Here is an 18,153-nt window from a genome sequence, read left to right as displayed (position 1 = left end):
AATCTTGTGAGTATACATGATCAAAGAAAACTTATAGAATCTATCCATCCCTTTGAGCTTTTAAGTCCGATTACATTAGATAATTTGATGAAAAAGATTGATATAGCTTACTACCCAAAAGACACTCTTCTTATCTCAAAAAATCTCCCTTCTGTTGCATTTTACATTATTATCAAAGGCTCTGTTAAAGAGATTATTGACGGAGAGATTCATACAGTTTTTACTCGAGAAGACAGCTTTGATGCTGATGCTCTTATATATGAAAAATCAAATGGAGATTTTATTGTAGAAGAGGATCTGATCTGCTATGAGATAAAAAAAGATGATTTTATAGATCTTATGCAAGACAAACGAGTTCAAGGATATTTTTTACAAGATTTTGTAACCCGTCATCAACATTTAAAAAATTATGCAACGCAGAGTGAATTAACACCTTTTCTTATCTCAAGAGTAAATGATATTTTTCTGCATAATGCATGTATGGTAGATGAGACTGTCTCTATACAAGATGCACTTAAAAAACAAAAAGAGTTAAAATCCAGTGTGATAATTGTAAAAAATGTTGATGAATACGGGATAATTACAGATAAGGATTTAAGAGAAAGAGTTTTGCTTGCTAGTATTGATGTAAAAGATAAGGCGTATAAAATAGCGACATACGGTTTAGTTTGCATCGATAAAAATGATTTTTTGTTTAATGCACTTTTATTGATGACACAAAAAGAGATAAAAAGGGTTGTCGTAAAAGATAAAGAGACTATTGTAGGTGTTTTAGAGCAATTGGATTTGCTTAGTTATTTTGCAAATCATTCACATTTAATAGCAGTTCAGATTGATAAAGCACAAAAACTTGATGACTTAAAAGCTCTTGGAGATGATCTAAAAAATTTAATCATATTGCTTAGAGCAAAAGGTGTGAAAGTAAGATATATTACAAAACTTCTCTCCTCTTTAAATGAGAAAATATATAAAAAACTTTTTGATATGTGTGTTGAAGATGATTTAAAAAAAGATTGTGCTTTAATAGTTATGGGAAGCGAAGGCAGAGAAGAACAGACTATAAAGAGTGATCAAGACAATGCGCTTATTATTAGAGACGGTGTGGATGTAAATCTATTTACAAAACCTATGATGAAGTTAAATGCATATCTGCTTGAGCTTGGATTTCCAAAGTGCGGCGGAGATGTTATGGTAAGCAATGCATTTTGGCGTAGAAATATGACTTCTTATAAATCGCTTATAGATGAATGGACATATGAGATGAGTGAAGAGAGTGTTAAAAATCTTAGCATATTTTTAGATTCAAAATGTGTCGCAGGTGATATCTCTTTATTGAATGAGTTAAGAGAGTATCTTCACAATAATTTTTATTCAAGAGATGATGTACTGGCACATGTAGCAAAGGCGATACTCCATTTTGATACGCCTTTGTCTCTGTTTTCGGGTTTTGTAATAGAAAAAGAGCATGACAATAGGTTAAATTTAAAAAAAGGTGGCATTTTTGCTTTAGTTCATGGCATAAGAACATTAAGTCTTAAGCATGGAATAGATGCTACAAATACAATTGAGAGAATAAAAGAGCTAAACAATATAGGCGTAATTGATAAAACATTCGCAACAGAACTAATAGAGAGTTTTGACACGCTAAGTTCTATTCGTTTACAAGCTATGCTTGAAGCGAAAAACATTGAAGAGAGTAACTATATTAATCCAAAAAAATTGGAGAAAATACAAAGAGACTTGTTAAAAGACAGTTTTAAAATCATAAATAAGTTTAAAAAATTTATGGTTTTTCATTTTCATCTTAATATGGTTTCTTGATAATGTTTTCATTTATCTCAAAGCTAAAAACTAAAGCAAATTTTTCTAAACTTAAAGATAAAAATTTTAAATTTTTATTTGATGAAGATAAAAGCGGAGAACTTGTTGTAGTAGATACTGAAACAACAGGTTTAAACACAAAAAAGGATGAAATACTTTCTATCGGGGCTGTTAAAATTAAAGACAATAAAATTCTTACATCACAAACTTTTGAAGTTTTTTTAAAGAATTCTAAGGAAATAGACTCTAGCAGTATTAAAATTCATGGTATTCGTCCATTTGATTTAAAAAATGCAAAAACAACAAAGGAGGGTATTTTAGAGTTTTTAAATTTTGTAGGTTCTAGACCACTTGTAGGATATTATTTAGAATTTGATGTGGATATGATAAATAAATATACCAAAGAGATTCTTGGAATAACACTTCCTAATAGAATGATTGAAGTATCTGAAATATACTTTGACAAATCAATTTCTTTGATTCCTCAAGGAAATATTGATTTAAGATTTGATACAATTTTGAAAAACTGTGACATCCCTAATATGGGGACACATAATGCTGTCAATGACGCAATTATGACGGCAATGATCTATTTAAAACTAACAAAGGAAAGATAAATGACAAAAAATATTTTCAAACCAAATAAAGAGTTTGCGAAAAATGCTAGAATTAAAAATATGTGTGAATATCAAGAGTTGCAAGATGCGGCGATGGAAGATTATGAAGGTTTCTGGGGCGGTTTTGCAAAAGAGAAATTAGACTGGATAAAACCTTTTGATAATGTACTTAATGAAAGTAATTTCCCGTTTGTTAAATGGTTTGAAGGCGGAAAATTAAATGTTTCAGCTCAATGTATTGATCGTCATTTAAACAGTCGTAAAAACAAAGCGGCTATTATTTTTGAGGGTGATCGCGGAGATAAACAAATTATTACCTATCTTGAACTTTATTATAATGTAAACAAGTTGGCAAATCTTCTTAAAAATGAGTTTGGTGTAAAAAAAGGCGAGCGTGTAGTTATCTATATGCCGATGATTCCGGAAGCTGCTTATGCAATGCTTGCATGTGCTAGAATCGGAGCAATTCACTCTATAGTATTTGGCGGTTTTTCTGCTGAAGCATTAAGAGACAGAATTGTTGATGCTGAAGCAAAAGTAGTTATTACAGCTGATGGAGCTTATAGAAAAGATAAGCCTTATATGTTAAAACCTGTAGTTGATCAGGCTCTTGAAGAGAAAACAACAGTTGAGAAAGTTTTAATTGTTGAGAGAAATAATGAGGATATAACCTGGGTTGCTGGGCGTGATTATTCATATAACGAATTGATTAAAAATCAAGATGTTACATGCGAGCCTGAAGTTATGGATGCAGAAGATCCTCTTTTCTTATTATATACATCAGGAAGTACTGGAAAACCAAAAGGTGTACAGCATAATTCTGCAGGTTATATTCTTTGGGCTCAAATGACTATGGAATGGGTATTTGATGTTAAAGAGAATGATACATATTGGTGTACTGCAGATGTCGGTTGGATTACGGGACATACATATATCGTATATGGACCATTGGCAATGGGTGCAACAACTGTTATGTTTGAAGGTGTTCCAACATATCCTGATGCAGGGCGTCCATGGAAAATGGTAGAAGAGTATAAAATTAACCAATTCTATACAGCGCCTACGGCTATCCGTGTTCTTCATAAAACAGGAGAAGATGAACCTTCTAAATATGATCTTTCAAGCCTGAAAGTTCTTGGAACAGTTGGTGAGCCGATTGACCCTCCGGCATGGAAATGGTACTATGAAGAAGTTGGCGGAAGCAGATGTGCAATTGTGGATACATACTGGCAAACTGAAACAGGCGGACATATTGTTTCTCCTCTTCCTGGAGCTACACCAATCAAACCTGGCTGTGCAACCATGCCTCTTCCTGGAATTATGGGAGAGATTTTAGATGAAAATGGAAACAAAGCAGAAGTTGGAGAAAAAGGGTTAATGTGTGTAACTCGTCCATGGCCATCAATGATAAGAGGCGTTTGGGGTGATGAAGATAGATTTATAAAATCATACTTTGGCGATGTAAAAAAAGATGGCAAACCAGTTTACTTTACAGGTGACGGCGCTATTTATGATGAGGATGGATACATTACTATTACTGGAAGAACTGATGATGTTATCAATGTAAGCGGGCACAGAATGGGTACTGCTGAAGTTGAAGCGGCTATTAAAAAGCATCCAAATGTTGCTGAAGTAGCAGTTGTAGGAAAACCTCATGATATCAAAGGTGAAGGTATTTTTGCTTACATAGTTTTAAAAGAAGATAATGGTATTGCTGATGAAGTTGAAGAGGTAAAAGCAATTAATAATGTTATTAAAAAAGAGATTGGAAATATCGCTCTTTGTGATGATGTTGTTTTTGTTCCTGGACTTCCAAAAACTCGTTCTGGTAAAATTATGAGAAGAATTCTTCGTTCAATAGCAAAAGGTGAAGAGATTACACAAGACACATCAACTCTTGAGGATCCTTCAATAGTTGCAACTATTGCTACTGCGGTTCAATCTTGTAGATTATAAAAAAATAGAGTAGATTTTTCTACTCTATACCCCTTCATTTAAAATAAAAATACAAAAGAGAAACAATGGAACTTTGCGTAGCCCTTGATTTACCTACAAAACAAGAAAATTTAGATTTAATTAAAAAAATAAAAGATTATCCTCTTTGGCTAAAAGTCGGACTTCGCAGTTATATTCGCGACGGCGAAGAGTTTTTAAAAGATATTAAAAAAATAAATCCCGATTTTAAAATATTTTTAGATCTTAAACTTTATGATATTCCCAATACAATGGCAGATGCTGCTGAATCGATTATCGGACTTGGAGTTGATATGTTCAATGTGCATGCAAGTGCAGGTAAGCGCGCTATGAAAGAGGTTATGGATAGAATAGCTCCGTATGAAAACCGCCCAATAGTTTTAGCTGTTACCGCATTGACTTCTTTTAATGAGGAGGAGTTTGCAGAGGTTTATGAAAGTAAAATAGCACAAAAAGCTGATCAATTTGCAAAAGACGCATATGACAGCGGACTTGACGGTGTCGTCTGTTCTGCTTATGAGAGCGCATCTATTAAAAAAATAACAAATGAAAAATTTATGACATTGACTCCAGGGATTCGTCCTTTTGGCGAAGATGCACAAGATCAACAAAGAGTAGCTGATGTAGCATTTGCAAAAAAAGCAGATGTAGATTTTATAGTTGTCGGTCGTCCAATATATAAATCTGATAATCCTGCCTTAGTTGTCGCGAAAATATTAGAACAAATTTAAATATATAGCTTTGCGTGAATAAGTTTTAAGCTATATATTATTTATATATGACTATAATTGCACTCTTCAACGGATAGATGGGTGAGTTGGCTGAAACCACATCCCTGCTAAGGATGCGTATGGGTAACTGTACCGAGGGTTCGAATCCCTCTCTGTCCACCATAAAGCCCTATTTTTAGGACTTTAAAGACACTTTTTTAAAAAATAAAAATCCCCTACTTACCATTATTTATAAATAGAAATACTTCTGTCAAAATCTTTATAATTTGAATCAATATAACTAACATAAACATCATAAACCATTTGAGTATTTGCATGCCCTAAAAGTTGTGCAAGTTGTACAGGAGATACTAAACTGTTATAAAGCATATTTGTTGCATATGTATGTCTAGTATTATACGGTCGTCTATAATCTATCTGTAACTTATCAAGACTTGGTATCCAATACTTATTGGTAAAAACATTAGTATCACGATAAGGTTTTTTATATTGAGTAATAAAAAGATATTCATTATCATGTAAATCAAAAAGTTCTTTAATATAAGGCTCTAAGAGTTGTATGATAGGAATCTCTCTTATACTGCCTCTTGTTTTTGGAGTACTCTCTCCAAATCTATTACGACTTCTTTTTACATATAAAACTTTATTTTTAAAATCAATATCTTCTTTTTTTAGTCCTATTATTTCACCAGAACGCATACCGGTATAAAATGCTATAGCTAAATAGTACTTATAGTTATTATCTTTAACATTATTCATAATCATTTTTACTTCATCAGCATTAAAAGGTTTAATATCAGGTTTATTATATTTTGGAAGTCTTACAAGCTTTACAGGATTACGCTGAATAACTTCATCAAAAAGAGCCTCTTGAAAGATACCACTAAGAACACCAAGATAATGTCTTTTACTCTTTGAACCTACATCATCAATACTATAAAGCCATTTTTTAACATCACTCACTTTTATATCTACTATATTTTTATCTCCAAAAAAAGGATCTACTCTATTTTTAACTATATTTGTATATTTATCAAGAGTAGAGTTTTTTAACTCATGTTTTTTAAAATCAAGATATAGAGATGAGTAATGAGAAAATTTAGTCATTTAAAATAATTCACTTTCAAATTTAAAAAAATCATCTTGATATGAAGCTAGATTGATTTTAGACTCATCTAATAAACCTTTGTCTATTAAAATATTTTTAGTATATGCATAATGATTTAAATCTACTGTTTCAATATCTATATTTTGATAATAATCCCAAAGCTCATAAACATTCATTTGATAAGGCTTTTTAATAACTTTAGAATATCTTTTATTAAAATAAATATATGATTCACCATCAATAATAACATCAATAGGTTTTTCAATTTTTTCTTTAAATAACGGCTCAAATTCAGCTTCTAAATATGTATAATCTTCTAATTTTTCAGCCCAATTAACAGGTTTACGAGTATAAATAATGCCATGTTCATTGTCTATTCTAAGAACTTGCTTAGTTTTAGAATCAATATAAATATTAATATCCTCATTATGATATGCAGCTGTTAAGTCCAAGAGCGTATACATGCCGTTAAGTTTGCGATACACTTCAAGAGCTACAAAAGTGCGGCTAGTATAAAATCTGCAAATGCCGTGATAGAGATACCAGAGTGTAAGATTTGTTATTTTGTCGCTATCCTCTCTTAAATCATCAAGAGTTTTTAAAATATATTTCATCAAGTAAGAGATAGGCGAATTTACATCTGTTTCAACCTTAGAGAGTGGAGCAGGGAAGAGCCTATTTACTGCATTAACAATTGAATCAAGACTATCAGCAGGAACAAAAAGAGAAATATGTAAATGTGGTGTACCGTCCTTATGAGGCTCTGTAACACGAAGATAACATCTATCGTCTTTTTCGATATTTTTATAACTTCTATCATCAAATATCTTTTTTAACATTTTAGAAAGCTCTTTAGAAGCATTATGAGGAGTATATTTTTCAATAGTATTACTAAAATCAAGAATTGGATCTATAAAAGGAACTCTTTGAATAACATGACAATTTAAAAACTTTATTTTATTGATTGTAGTAATATATTTACGACCACCAAATTTTCTATTATTTACAAGTTTATTTTTATAAGTTTTTTTAGGATGCCAATGAGATGGCAAAGTAAGAGTAATAAAAACATTTTTTAAATCTTTTTGTTTAGCATAGTCAAATATAGACCAAGCTCTATGTTGCAGTTCAGCAATGTATCTATCTGCATTCATATAGCTATTTGCCACAAAATCAGCAAAAGGAATAATTTTATTATCAAGATGTATTCCATTATTATGCATAAACTCTTTATTTTTTGCGAGTTTTTCTTTTGATTTTTTAATTTGATATTTTGTTAAACCGTAATTTATCATATTGTCACTTCCTATTTTTAATTTTTAATCGTGTCCGATAACTTTTTATAGATAGCCAAGAGGCTCACCGCCGTTTGGTCGCAAGCTCCCAAAGCGGCGATGAAGCCCAGACTACAAAATCACCTAATAACCTCTATCGCAATAGATATATTAGACTTAACCTCTGATTCACTCTTATATTTAAAAAGCTCTCCAAGATATGGAATATTGCTAATAAAAGGTATAGAAAAATCTGTTTTATTTATTTTTGTTTGATTAATTCCACTTAAAATAAGAACTTCGCCATATTTAAGATTTGTATTTGATTTAAGTTGCCGTTTATATGTTGTAGGAATATTATTTGTAGTACTCAATATATCTTCAATAATTAGATCTAAATCAAGATTTACATAATCGTCATAAATAGAAGTCTTACCATTAATTTTAAGACCAACATCTTTATATTCTATACTCACCTGTTCTGATGTGTTTGTAGCCTGTGTAACAGTAGTAGAAGTCTGATAAGGTATATTATTAACAGCAGAAAAATTAAAATCTTTATTATCTTGAACTAAAATATATGGATTTTGAATAATTTTAAAAAATTTAAACTCATTAAAAAGTTTTAATGCACTATAGAAAGTAGACCGCATAAAAATAGGACTAGTAGACTGAAAAGGTAAAACAAAAGTATTTAAAACATTCTTATAAGTATCATCTGCTGATTGATAAGTAGTTGAAAATTCAAAACCTTGTTCTTTTAAATCATCTTGATTAATTTCTATAATTGTAAATTTAAGAGTAACTTGTTTCTTTTGAGAATCTATTTTTAAAATATCTTTATAAAGTGCTGCATAATCTTGCTGTTTACAAAAAAAGATAATTACATTAGTAGTATCAATATACTGGTATTGTATATTTTTAAAAGTAAGATATTTAGATACAGCTTCAAAACTATTAGTTTTTAAATCAAAAAAATAAGAATAAACATCATCTAAAGGTATTTTAGTAAGATAATAAGTATTATTAAAACTAGTAACTTCATAACCCAACTTTTTAACTGATTCACGATAAAGATATAAAAATTCATTATTACTGATATACTCAGGAACAAAAAGAGAAACTTCTTTAGATTTTATATTTTCATCAATATAAACATTAATATTATTTTGAGTACTAAGCTGCTCCGTTAAATCAAGCAAAGTAATATTTTTTTCATTTGCTACTAAATACGGAACTATGAGTAGAAGTATCATCAACAGTTTTATAATCATCATCTTTTCGCCTTTTATTTGAAATATATTTATAAAAATCATCAGTAGAATCTAAATAAAACTTAGATGAATTTTTATTGATTTTTACAGAATAAAAAAAAGTAATAGATTGATTTTTAATAAAATATTCAAGTAATGCAAGAGGAAGCAATATATCTTTATTATAGCAATTTGTATTATTGCAAGTGAGATTAAAAAATTGTCTATTATTAGGATCAATAGAATCATGAGAATTAATAGAAGAAGCAGAAACATTTTGAGAATTTTTATCTATAACAACAGAAGTAGAATTATTATCAATAGGTTTATTATCAAAAACTTCTTCAGGATAAGAATCTGAAAAATAAGCATAAGCAAAAACAACACCTAAAAAAATCATAATTAAAGAAAAAATAATGAAACGAACTAATATATTTTTAGAATTAACAGAATCACCACTCTGGTAAAGTTCAAAAACTTCTTTAACCTTTGGTAATTTTTCTGTGTGACTTCTAGCATTCATAGATAGACGGGAATTTATATAAACATCATATTTAAAAGTATTTCTATTTAATGATACAGTAGTCGCTTTAGCTCTATAAAAATACTCTGAAAAAGATTTATATTTTCCAAAAACAAGAGAAAGATTTTGAGTAATTAAAAAAATATCTTGATATAAATGTCTATGATAAGAAAGCCACCAAATAAGAACAGGATCATTTTTATCAAAAATATTATGACATTCATCTATAACAAAAAGAGTCTTATAAATTTCATATTCTTTACATTTTTCAATAAGAAACTCATCGGTTACTTTATCTTTATAATATCTATGTAACTGTTTTAATTTACGCTTTAAATCATCGAAATCAAGCGGATTAACATCATGAACTTTATCAAATTTAAATTCATTTATATTTGTATAACAATTATAATAATCTTTTTTTACATCTTTTTTAGCTTTTTCATCTGTAGAAAAATTATTAAAAATAGTATAAACAGCTTTATATGTTTTACCACTTCCAGGAACGCCAACAAGATAAACTATCATTTATTTAACCAACGGAGAAATAATTCTTAAAACAGTAAAATAAAGAGATACAACTTGAGCATAAAGTATACGCCAGAGCAAAAATAAAATTGCTGCAATTAAAACAGCTTTTTGATCATTTAAAGCATTTGTAAAACCAATACAAGATAATAAACCATAAACTTTATCTATCATATCACCTGAAGAAGTTGCAGTAAAATTTAAAAAATTTGTAATTAAATTATAAAAAACTACAAAAGCAGCAATAAAAGAAACAAACATAGAAAATAAAATAGTATAAAAAGAAATAGCAGCAATAGAATAAAGATATTTTCTAGCATATTTTAAAGCTAATTCAAATATGTAAGCAAGATTAAGTGTCGGCATAATTAAACCCTCATTTTAAATGCAAGATAATAAATTTTTAATGCAGCAAATAAAAACAATGCAGTAAAAATATAATAAAAGACAGAATAAAACTGACCAAACGAATCACATAAATTTATACATAATTGTTTTCCAAAAACAACAGCACAAAATTCCGGAGCGGAACCGCTAGACATTGAAGAAGCAGACAAACCACCATCTAACATGCTTTTCATATTATTAAAATCATTAGTAATATTGTCTAAAAAAGTATAAAACTCAGACAAAGAACCATCTATATTACCTCTATCAGTTGCTTGTCCATCAGATTCAGTATAATCTCCAGAAACATTAGAATCACCATCAGAAGAAGTATTTAAATCTGTTATAAGACCTTTAATATCTTCTAAAAGAGTATTACCAGTGTCTTGACCATCAACTAATTGACCTAAAAGATTATTACTATTAACAACACCAACATTAATACTATCAAGAGAATCACCTATAACTTTTTGATTTGAAGTTGCAACAGCGGAAAAATTTTTTAAAGAAGATTCAATATCTGTAAGTTTAGAATTTGCACTAACTAGCTGTAAACTTTGAATTTTTGATTCAGATAATAAATCTAACTGAGTTGATTCTTTAGATGCCGCATAAGACTCTAAAGCAACTTTCATAGAAGCAGAAACATCTAAATCAGCCGAAGCATTTGAATCTATCAATAAATCTGTAGGAAGTGTTTTATTAGTATCATCATTTAATCTTAAATCATCTAATTCCGAAGCATCATCTTTAATATTAGCACATGAAACTTCTTCATAAAAATAACCAGTTGTTGAATCTGGAACAGGATGTTCAACTGTTAAACAATCACAAGATTTAAAACAAGAAACATTAGGAGATACACCAAAAGAAATAATACGACAAACAGAACGACCAAGACAATCATCTACATCTGGTACAACACTTTGACAACGACCATCTTTTATAGCTTGACCATAAGGACATGTTAAAACATCAGCCATACAAGATTTACGACAATCGTCCCACATTACATAAGAAACATATCGAAGTTCACCATCAGGAACAGTAAACAAAGGATTTGACATTGAACAAGAAGCTTCATCTTTAACAGGAGTCATAGTCAACGCAGTAGCAGGACATACCTTACTGGAATCTTCTGAACTTGAATCTGAATCATTAACATAAGGATTTGAATCATTACCATTTAATATTCCGTCACCGTCAATATCAGAATCAACACCATTTAATATATTGTCACTATCACAATCTAAATTTTCAAAATCAGGATTATCAGGGTCACATTCATTTAATATGCCATCGCCGTCATTATCAGGATTAATACATTGTTCCAAATTAACATCGAAATATTCACCATCTGCACAGGTAGGCTTTTGTTTTAAAATATATTTTCTAGCATATTTTTTAGCAGAAACATAGCCAGAAGAACAAGTTTTACCCGGAGTTGAAATCAAAACTGTAAAATAAGTAGTATGTCCAACAGTAGAACCACATGTGCCTGAAATTAAACTTAAACTACTTTCACACGATAAACCACCATAATAATCAGAATAAGGCTCATAAACACCATAATATTTATTTGCATAAAAATTCAATTCAGGATTTTTACTATCACAGTATGAAGTAACATTTTCATTTGTTAAATCTGATTCAGAGCCTAAAACATAATCAGCAAATAAGGAAGAACTAAAAATAAAAAGAGTTATAATAAAAAATAATATTTTTTTCATAATATTAGACCTATTTTTTCTAAATAACTAAAAAGAAAAAAAGAAATTATTATTAATGTAATTGTTTGAAAATAAAAAAATAAATTCATTTTTTAATGCCTTGTAAGTGCTAAAGCACCAAAAAGAGGGGCTATAACAGCAGTTAAATTTATAAATATACTTGCAAAGTAATTTATTATTTGCATATCTGTAAGTTCTATTAATATCATCTACGACCGCCTACAGTTGTAAAAATTTGAGTAGTAAAAAACATAAAAACAGCTCCAAAAATAACTCCAACAATACCTAATAAAAAGTTGTATTCTGTTTCTTGCATACCTAAAATAAAAGCAGGATTTGCAACACATTTATTTAACTCAGTATCAAAAATAAAATTAGGAATTATTGTTTTTACTTGTTCTAAATCTGTAGATGAATACCAGGTATTATTTGAAGATTTTAAAAAATAGAAAGTTTGATTTTGTAGATAAAAATCATCTATACAAGTATTTTGAGAATCTAAAAGCATAGAAGCATTTAAAAAATTTAGTAATAAAATTAAACTTATTAAATATTTCATTTTTTCCTCTTTTTATATAATCTCAAAAGCTCCTAAAAGCTAATGAGATTTAGCAATTATTATTACTTTATTTACAGCCCAAACAGAAGCAAGAGCAGTTAATACAATCGTAAAAAGTGCAAAAACTACATCTAAATTAATGTTAGGCAACTCAGGCATTTTAAGCTCTATTTGCCATAGAAATAGCTTTAATTGCACCCCAAATAACAGCAGTTGCTGCTAAAACCAAAGAAGCTACCGCTAACACATCAGTTGTGTTAAATGCTACACCAGTTAAATCCATTGTGAAACCCCCATGTTTCTAAAAGTATCGGGCATACTCTTAACCGCTATCTGCGACCCCGTATATTTAAAAATTAAGTTCTTTTATCTCTCGAACAAACTTCATCTTGCCTTTATAATATTCTGGCGAGTGTCTAGCGTAACTAAACCGTGCTTGAACCGATTTGGCAATATCATTTAGGAGAAAGATTTCATCTTTCAACTGGTCTTTGCTGCCATAAGATTTTTTGTAAACCTAAAATTTTTAATCCCTTAGCGATGGGACACAACGGGCTACGCCCTCTACCTGCGGTGCTTATTTTGCTACCGTCTTAGATTTTCTCTCAAATTTTGAATAATCAAGAGGATTTTTTTCAAGAACAAGAACAGGCATAGAACGGTCAGGATAAACTTTAACACCGTATTGGTCTATTTTCATAACATAAGGAAGAGATACAGTAAAACCGATTTTTTCTTTTAGATCATCGTAATACTCTTCATCTGTAGAGATAGTTTCAACAGAGATTTTTTTATATCCCTCTTCATCTACACCATTAAACATCACTGTAAGTTCAGTGTTGTAATTCATCTTACCTGTCTTTTTATCCTCGTACTCTGTAGGTTTTACTTCCATTAAAGTACCTATCATATGTAAAGTTGCCATTTGTCACTCCTCAGTGAAAGATTTTTTTTGACTTAACCACTGTCGTAATTAAGTTTTAAGAACATATGTAAAAGCAGTCCGCCATACACGCCTCTGAACCTTATATATGCTCATAAAACCTAATTTATCACTCTGTTTTAACCCGCCAGAAGTGACTGAGGCGGAAAGACTAGCTTTTAACGGGTTCAAGCTCATTGCCCGTGATATCAACGACTTACATCAAACTCTGTATACAGTTCCGTGATTGCGTATCTATCTTTCTTAACGACTTATTGAACATCAGAGTGAAAGCGTTGATTTGATTTAAGAAATTTTTTATTATATTTTTATGGTTTATGGTAATATTATGAGTTGAAGAAGTGACAACACCATATTTTTTTAAATTATCTACATGAGATAACTTTTGATTCTGAAAACTGTTAGAGTCAATAAATTTGTTTTGTGCCTGCATGTGTCACTCCTTAAATATGCAATATTTGCGTATAATTAAAACTATATCTGCAAAAACATAAAAGAAAGCTTAAGTTTATGCAATAATTGCATAATTAACAAGGAAAATACGAAAATGACAAGAAAAGAACTAGCTGATATACTTGGAATATCATTAAGAACTTTAGATAATTGGGAAAAAGAAAAACCTGATCTAGTTAGACTGATAAATCAAGGCATGGCATTAGATGAAAGTATAGAGGCAACAAAAAAACATTTACAAGAGTTAGAAAACATAAAAGCAAAAGCCAACAATGGAAAATTTAAATTAAAATAGGAAATAACATGAAATATTTTTTAATAAATGTATTAATAGTAACAATAGCATTTGCAAATAGTATAGATGTAAAAATGAATATAAAAATTGAACAAAATATAAGAGCACTATATAAAGATTTAAATCTTAATCAAGAACAGAAAGAATATATAGAAGAAAGTGAAGAAAAAAACATCAATACAATAAATAAAACAATAATAAAAGAAGCAATAAATAATATTTTTACAACAAAAAATATAAGAGATAAAAATATAGTTCAATTTGATTTAGAAAAAAACGGAACTATAAATAATATTAAATTAATTTTGAAAAGTGATAACATAAAACTAAATAAAACTACAAAATCAACAATTAAAAAAGTAGCTAATAAGCTGCTATTACCAAAAGAAAAAATAACACTAAGATATATATTTAGATATGACATTATAAATAACAACAAAAATATAGTTTATAAAAATGCAGAAAAAGATTATTCATGGTTATATGCAAAAAATGAAATTAACATAAACAAAGGAACAACACATTTTAAATACAATAGTAAAGAATACTCGAGAGTATTTAACACAAATAGAGATGGTTTTATAGATGTATCACAAGAGCCGATTGGTTGTGCTAAAAGAGTGACAATATTAACAGAAAAAGGACAAAATTTTGCAGAAGCAAAAGGGCTTTTATTTTCAAGAATAAATAAAGAAGCACCAAAAGGAAAATATAAAATATTAATACAAACAAAACAGGATTGTAATATAAATTTACAATATCAATAACGGAAAAAAAGTACTTTTTTAAGGGTAAGTTTTTTTCGAATCCCTCTCTGTCCACCATAAAACTCCAACAAAAAAATCTCAAATTTTTATTAGTAACAAATTGTTGATACTCTTTATCTTCATTATCTATTGTGCTATAATCTCGATAAAAATAATCAAAAAAGTTATAAATGCGTTCATCTGAAATCGAATCACTTTTAAACAATAAAGATAAATTGCTAACTCAAGCCTACTTTGATCTGCAAAGATATTTCGAAAAAAAATATGGTAATGATACTGTTCTTTTTATGGAAATAGGGACCTTTTTTGAAGTTTATGAAGTAAATAACGATGAAGAGCAGATAGGTAAAGCCAAAGAGATAGCTGAGCTTTTAAACATACAACTTACCAAAAAAAATAAAAACATAATAGAAAATAGTGATAAAAATCCCCTTTTAGCTGGAGTTCCTGCAGTATCTTTTGATAGATATTTAAACCGCCTTATAGCAGAACAAAAATATACTGTTATAGTTGTAAAACAAAAGGGAAATCCACCAAAAATAAGCAGATATGTTTCCCAAATTGTATCTCCTGGAACAAATTTTGATTATATAATTGATAATGACGACAATTATATAGTTTCAATTTTGGTGGATAAATTTAGAGGAATATATACAGTAGGTTATAGTGCCATAGATGTAACTACGGGTAAAACATGGCTTTATGAAAGTCATGGAACAAGTGAAGATCCTGCTTATGCTTTAGATGAACTCTTTAATCTTTTAAATACATATCGAACATCAGAAGTAATTGTTACATTTTTGGATGGAGTGGATGATCAAAGGCATGTAATGCACTATCTTGAAATTCCCGAGCATTATAACTACAGCGTAAATAATCAAAGATTAAAGATAGAGTTTCAAAATAGACTTTTTTGTGAAGTATATCAGATTAAGTCGCTGCTCTCTGCCATAGAGCATTTGGATTTGGAAAGAAATCCAATGATAACAGAATCGTTGGCAATTCTTATAGATTTTATTATTGAGCATGATATTCATATAATTCAAAAGTTGGATTATCCAAAGATAATAGACAATCGCCGTTTTATGTATCTGGGAAACAGCGCACTTGAACAGATGGGCGTAGTCTCAAAAGATAAAAAAGAGTTTACTCTTTTAAAAATGCTCGACAAGAGTGCAACGGCAATCGGCCGCAGACTTTTAAAAGAGAGACTTCTTAATCCTATTATGGAGAAAGATGAGCTTGAAAGAAGGTACGATTTAATTGAAAAAGTGTCATCGCATACAAGATATCTTGATGAGATAATGCGTGGGATATATGATTTGGAGAGATTGTCGCGTAGGCTTGATCTGGGCAAACTTCATCCATTTGAGATGAATCATATATATGAATCAATGTTAAGTGTAAAAGAGTTGATAATATATGCAAAAAAACATAAAATCCAAAAAATACCTTTTCACGAGAGTGAAGTTGATGAATTTTTAAGAGATATTACAAAGAGTATAGATTTAGATATCTCACGCCGTTTTACAAATGCAACGATTGATGAAAATTTTTTAATGGGCGGTGTTGATGAGGCTATTGATACTTTAGTGAAAGAAAATAGAATTATATTTATTGCGTTTGAAGATATTATGAATAAAATCGAGCTTATTTTAGAGAGTGCAAATGCAAGCAGTTCAAATAAATTGGTGACTCTTGGATTTTTGGAAAAAGAGGGATACTATCTCTCTCTTAGCAAAAATAGATTTTCGATGATAGAATCTGAGTTTTACAAGCACAATGATTTTAAAGATTATATGGTTAAAAAATTAACTAACAGTGTAAAAATAACATCAAATTTTACCGATAAATTATCGGATCAATTGATGAAAAATCGTCGTAAGATTATCGCATTGGTAAAAGATAGATTTATTGGGCTGCAAAGTGTTTATGAAAGAAGATATTCTCTTCTTTTTGACCGCATAATAAGCTATGTTGCTGATTTGGATGTAGGAGTGAGTTCATCAAAAGTTGCTCAGCTTTACAAACATTCAAGACCTAAAATTTGTGATGTAGAAAGTGATGAAAATTTTATTCAAATAATGCAGCTTCGTCATCCTCTTATCGAGATACAAAGTGACAGTATCTATGTGCCAAATGATGTTATTATGGGAAATCGCTCTTATATGGATCTGCCATATCCCAAAACTGTTATGTTGGACACAGCTTCGCATAACGGACACGAAATAAACGGCGTTTTGCTTTATGGCATAAACTCCAGCGGAAAATCATCTCTTATGAAAAGTATCGGACTTGCCACATTGATGGCTCAAGCAGGCTTTTTTGTAAGTGCTTCTGCTATGAAGTTTTCTCTTTTTGATTCTCTTTTTACAAGAATTGTTTCAAAAGACAATCTCGCTAAAGGATTATCAACATTTGCGGTTGAGATGCTGGAACTCAAAAATATATTTAACCGTGCTACGGTCCGCTCGCTTATTTTAGGAGATGAGATAAGTCATGGAACAGAGACGCTCTCCGGTGTTGCGATAGTTTCAAGTGCTATTATAAAACTGGCTAATCTTCGTTCTATATTTCTTTTTGCAACACATCTACATCAGCTTTCAACTATGCAGGAGATAAAAGAGTTAAAAAATGTTGTAGATCTTCACCTAAGTGTTAAGTATGATGAGCAGATGGACAAACTTACTTTCAATAGAATTCTTCAAGCAGGAAGCGGAAGCAGTATCTATGGGTTAGAGTTTGCAAAGTCACTTCATATGGACAGTGAATTTTTAGAAACTGCAAATAGGATTAGAAAGCGTCTTGCGAATGATTTTGATGAGCTAGAGCTTCTTGTAAAGAAGAAAACAAGCAAATATAATAAAGAGCTCTATATAACAAAATGTGTGATTTGTGGAGCGGTAGCTGAAGATGTACATCATATAAATCATAAATCAAAAGCAGACAGCAGCGGTTTTATAGGCCATTTTCATAAAGATGTAAAACACAACCTTATTCCTCTTTGTAAAAAACATCACAAAGAGATACATGAACAAAAGATAAAAGTAGATGGTTTTGTAATGACATCAAATGGATTAGAGTTAAAGTATAAAGAACAAATCAATAACAAAGAAGATAAAAATCAAGATAATTTAAAGGAGTTTACTTTAGATAATTGGGATTAAGCACTATAGAAAATAGTATAATT

General features: G+C 29.8%; 16 protein-coding genes and 1 tRNA gene. 8 read left to right on the top strand and 9 right to left on the bottom strand.

Annotated features, from left to right (window positions below; translation table 11 throughout):
- The first annotated feature begins 6 nt into the window (after window positions 1–6).
- The 5 genes from FJR47_RS06770 (at window position 7) to FJR47_RS06750 (ending at window position 5,305) form a co-directional block, all read left to right on the top strand.
- Window positions 7–1,821 carry a putative nucleotidyltransferase substrate binding domain-containing protein gene (locus FJR47_RS06770; RefSeq protein WP_152299690.1) on the top strand — a complete coding sequence of 605 codons (1,815 nt, stop codon included), beginning with the start codon at window positions 7–9 and terminating at the stop codon, window positions 1,819–1,821.
- A 2-nt stretch (window positions 1,822–1,823) separates the two neighbouring features.
- Window positions 1,824–2,438 carry a 3'-5' exonuclease gene (locus tag FJR47_RS06765; RefSeq protein ID WP_152299689.1) on the top strand — a complete coding sequence of 205 codons (615 nt, stop codon included), beginning with the start codon at window positions 1,824–1,826 and terminating at the stop codon, window positions 2,436–2,438.
- The gene (gene acs, locus FJR47_RS06760; protein WP_152299688.1) at window positions 2,439–4,394 is read left to right on the top strand and encodes an acetate--CoA ligase; all 1,956 of its coding nucleotides are present in this window, start codon (window positions 2,439–2,441) and stop codon (window positions 4,392–4,394) included.
- Between the two features lie 65 nt (window positions 4,395–4,459).
- Window positions 4,460–5,143 (top strand): orotidine-5'-phosphate decarboxylase, encoded by a 684-nt coding sequence (gene pyrF / locus FJR47_RS06755; protein WP_152299687.1) that lies wholly within the window; start codon window positions 4,460–4,462, stop codon window positions 5,141–5,143.
- A 71-nt stretch (window positions 5,144–5,214) separates the two neighbouring features.
- Window positions 5,215–5,305 (top strand) — tRNA-Ser (locus FJR47_RS06750).
- Between the two features lie 63 nt (window positions 5,306–5,368).
- Here the strand turns inward: FJR47_RS06750 and FJR47_RS06745 are convergent.
- The 9 genes from FJR47_RS06745 to FJR47_RS06710 all read right to left on the bottom strand — a co-directional run bounded on the left by FJR47_RS06745 (window position 5,369) and on the right by FJR47_RS06710 (window position 13,430).
- Window positions 5,369–6,250 carry a tyrosine-type recombinase/integrase gene (locus FJR47_RS06745; protein ID WP_152299686.1) on the bottom strand — a complete coding sequence of 294 codons (882 nt, stop codon included), beginning with the start codon at window positions 6,248–6,250 and terminating at the stop codon, window positions 5,369–5,371.
- Window positions 6,251–7,546, bottom strand: a complete 1,296-nt coding sequence (locus tag FJR47_RS06740; RefSeq protein ID WP_152299685.1) for a rolling circle replication-associated protein — start codon at window positions 7,544–7,546, stop codon at window positions 6,251–6,253.
- A gap of 119 nt (window positions 7,547–7,665) precedes the next feature.
- Window positions 7,666–8,802 carry a type II secretion system protein GspD gene (locus FJR47_RS06735; RefSeq protein ID WP_188093707.1) on the bottom strand — a complete coding sequence of 379 codons (1,137 nt, stop codon included), beginning with the start codon at window positions 8,800–8,802 and terminating at the stop codon, window positions 7,666–7,668.
- Window positions 8,741–9,829, bottom strand: coding sequence for a zonular occludens toxin domain-containing protein (locus FJR47_RS06730; RefSeq protein ID WP_152299683.1), 1,089 nt, complete (start codon window positions 9,827–9,829; stop codon window positions 8,741–8,743). Before FJR47_RS06730 ends, FJR47_RS06735 begins: the two co-directional genes overlap by 62 nt.
- The gene (locus FJR47_RS06725; protein WP_152299682.1) at window positions 9,830–10,195 is read right to left on the bottom strand and encodes a hypothetical protein; all 366 of its coding nucleotides are present in this window, start codon (window positions 10,193–10,195) and stop codon (window positions 9,830–9,832) included.
- 2 nt (window positions 10,196–10,197) lie between these two features.
- On the bottom strand, window positions 10,198–11,946 hold the full coding sequence (locus FJR47_RS06720) for a hypothetical protein (RefSeq protein WP_152299681.1): 1,749 nt from the start codon (window positions 11,944–11,946) through the stop codon (window positions 10,198–10,200).
- Window positions 11,947–12,151: 205 nt separating this feature from the next.
- Complete coding sequence (locus FJR47_RS06715) at window positions 12,152–12,505, bottom strand: hypothetical protein (protein WP_152299680.1); 354 nt, start codon at window positions 12,503–12,505, stop codon at window positions 12,152–12,154.
- A 160-nt stretch (window positions 12,506–12,665) separates the two neighbouring features.
- Window positions 12,666–12,788, bottom strand: coding sequence for a hypothetical protein (locus tag FJR47_RS09795; protein ID WP_277871742.1), 123 nt, complete (start codon window positions 12,786–12,788; stop codon window positions 12,666–12,668).
- Window positions 12,789–13,082: 294 nt separating this feature from the next.
- Window positions 13,083–13,430 carry a hypothetical protein gene (locus tag FJR47_RS06710; protein WP_152299679.1) on the bottom strand — a complete coding sequence of 116 codons (348 nt, stop codon included), beginning with the start codon at window positions 13,428–13,430 and terminating at the stop codon, window positions 13,083–13,085.
- Between the two features lie 565 nt (window positions 13,431–13,995).
- Here FJR47_RS06710 and FJR47_RS06705 point away from each other — a divergent pair.
- The 3 genes from FJR47_RS06705 (at window position 13,996) to FJR47_RS06695 (ending at window position 18,130) form a co-directional block, all read left to right on the top strand.
- Window positions 13,996–14,196, top strand: coding sequence for a MerR family transcriptional regulator (locus tag FJR47_RS06705; RefSeq protein WP_152299678.1), 201 nt, complete (start codon window positions 13,996–13,998; stop codon window positions 14,194–14,196).
- 8 nt (window positions 14,197–14,204) lie between these two features.
- The gene (locus tag FJR47_RS06700) at window positions 14,205–14,963 is read left to right on the top strand and encodes a hypothetical protein (RefSeq protein ID WP_152299677.1); all 759 of its coding nucleotides are present in this window, start codon (window positions 14,205–14,207) and stop codon (window positions 14,961–14,963) included.
- Window positions 14,964–15,133: 170 nt separating this feature from the next.
- On the top strand, window positions 15,134–18,130 hold the full coding sequence (locus FJR47_RS06695) for a MutS-related protein (protein WP_152299676.1): 2,997 nt from the start codon (window positions 15,134–15,136) through the stop codon (window positions 18,128–18,130).
- Window positions 18,131–18,153 lie beyond the last annotated feature (23 nt).

Origin of the sequence: Sulfurimonas xiamenensis (assembly GCF_009258045.1) — a bacterium.
GTDB classification, from domain to species: domain Bacteria; phylum Campylobacterota; class Campylobacteria; order Campylobacterales; family Sulfurimonadaceae; genus Sulfurimonas; species Sulfurimonas xiamenensis.
The sequence above is the reverse complement of the archived record's forward strand: the minus strand, read 5'-3'. Positions and strand labels throughout refer to the sequence as shown.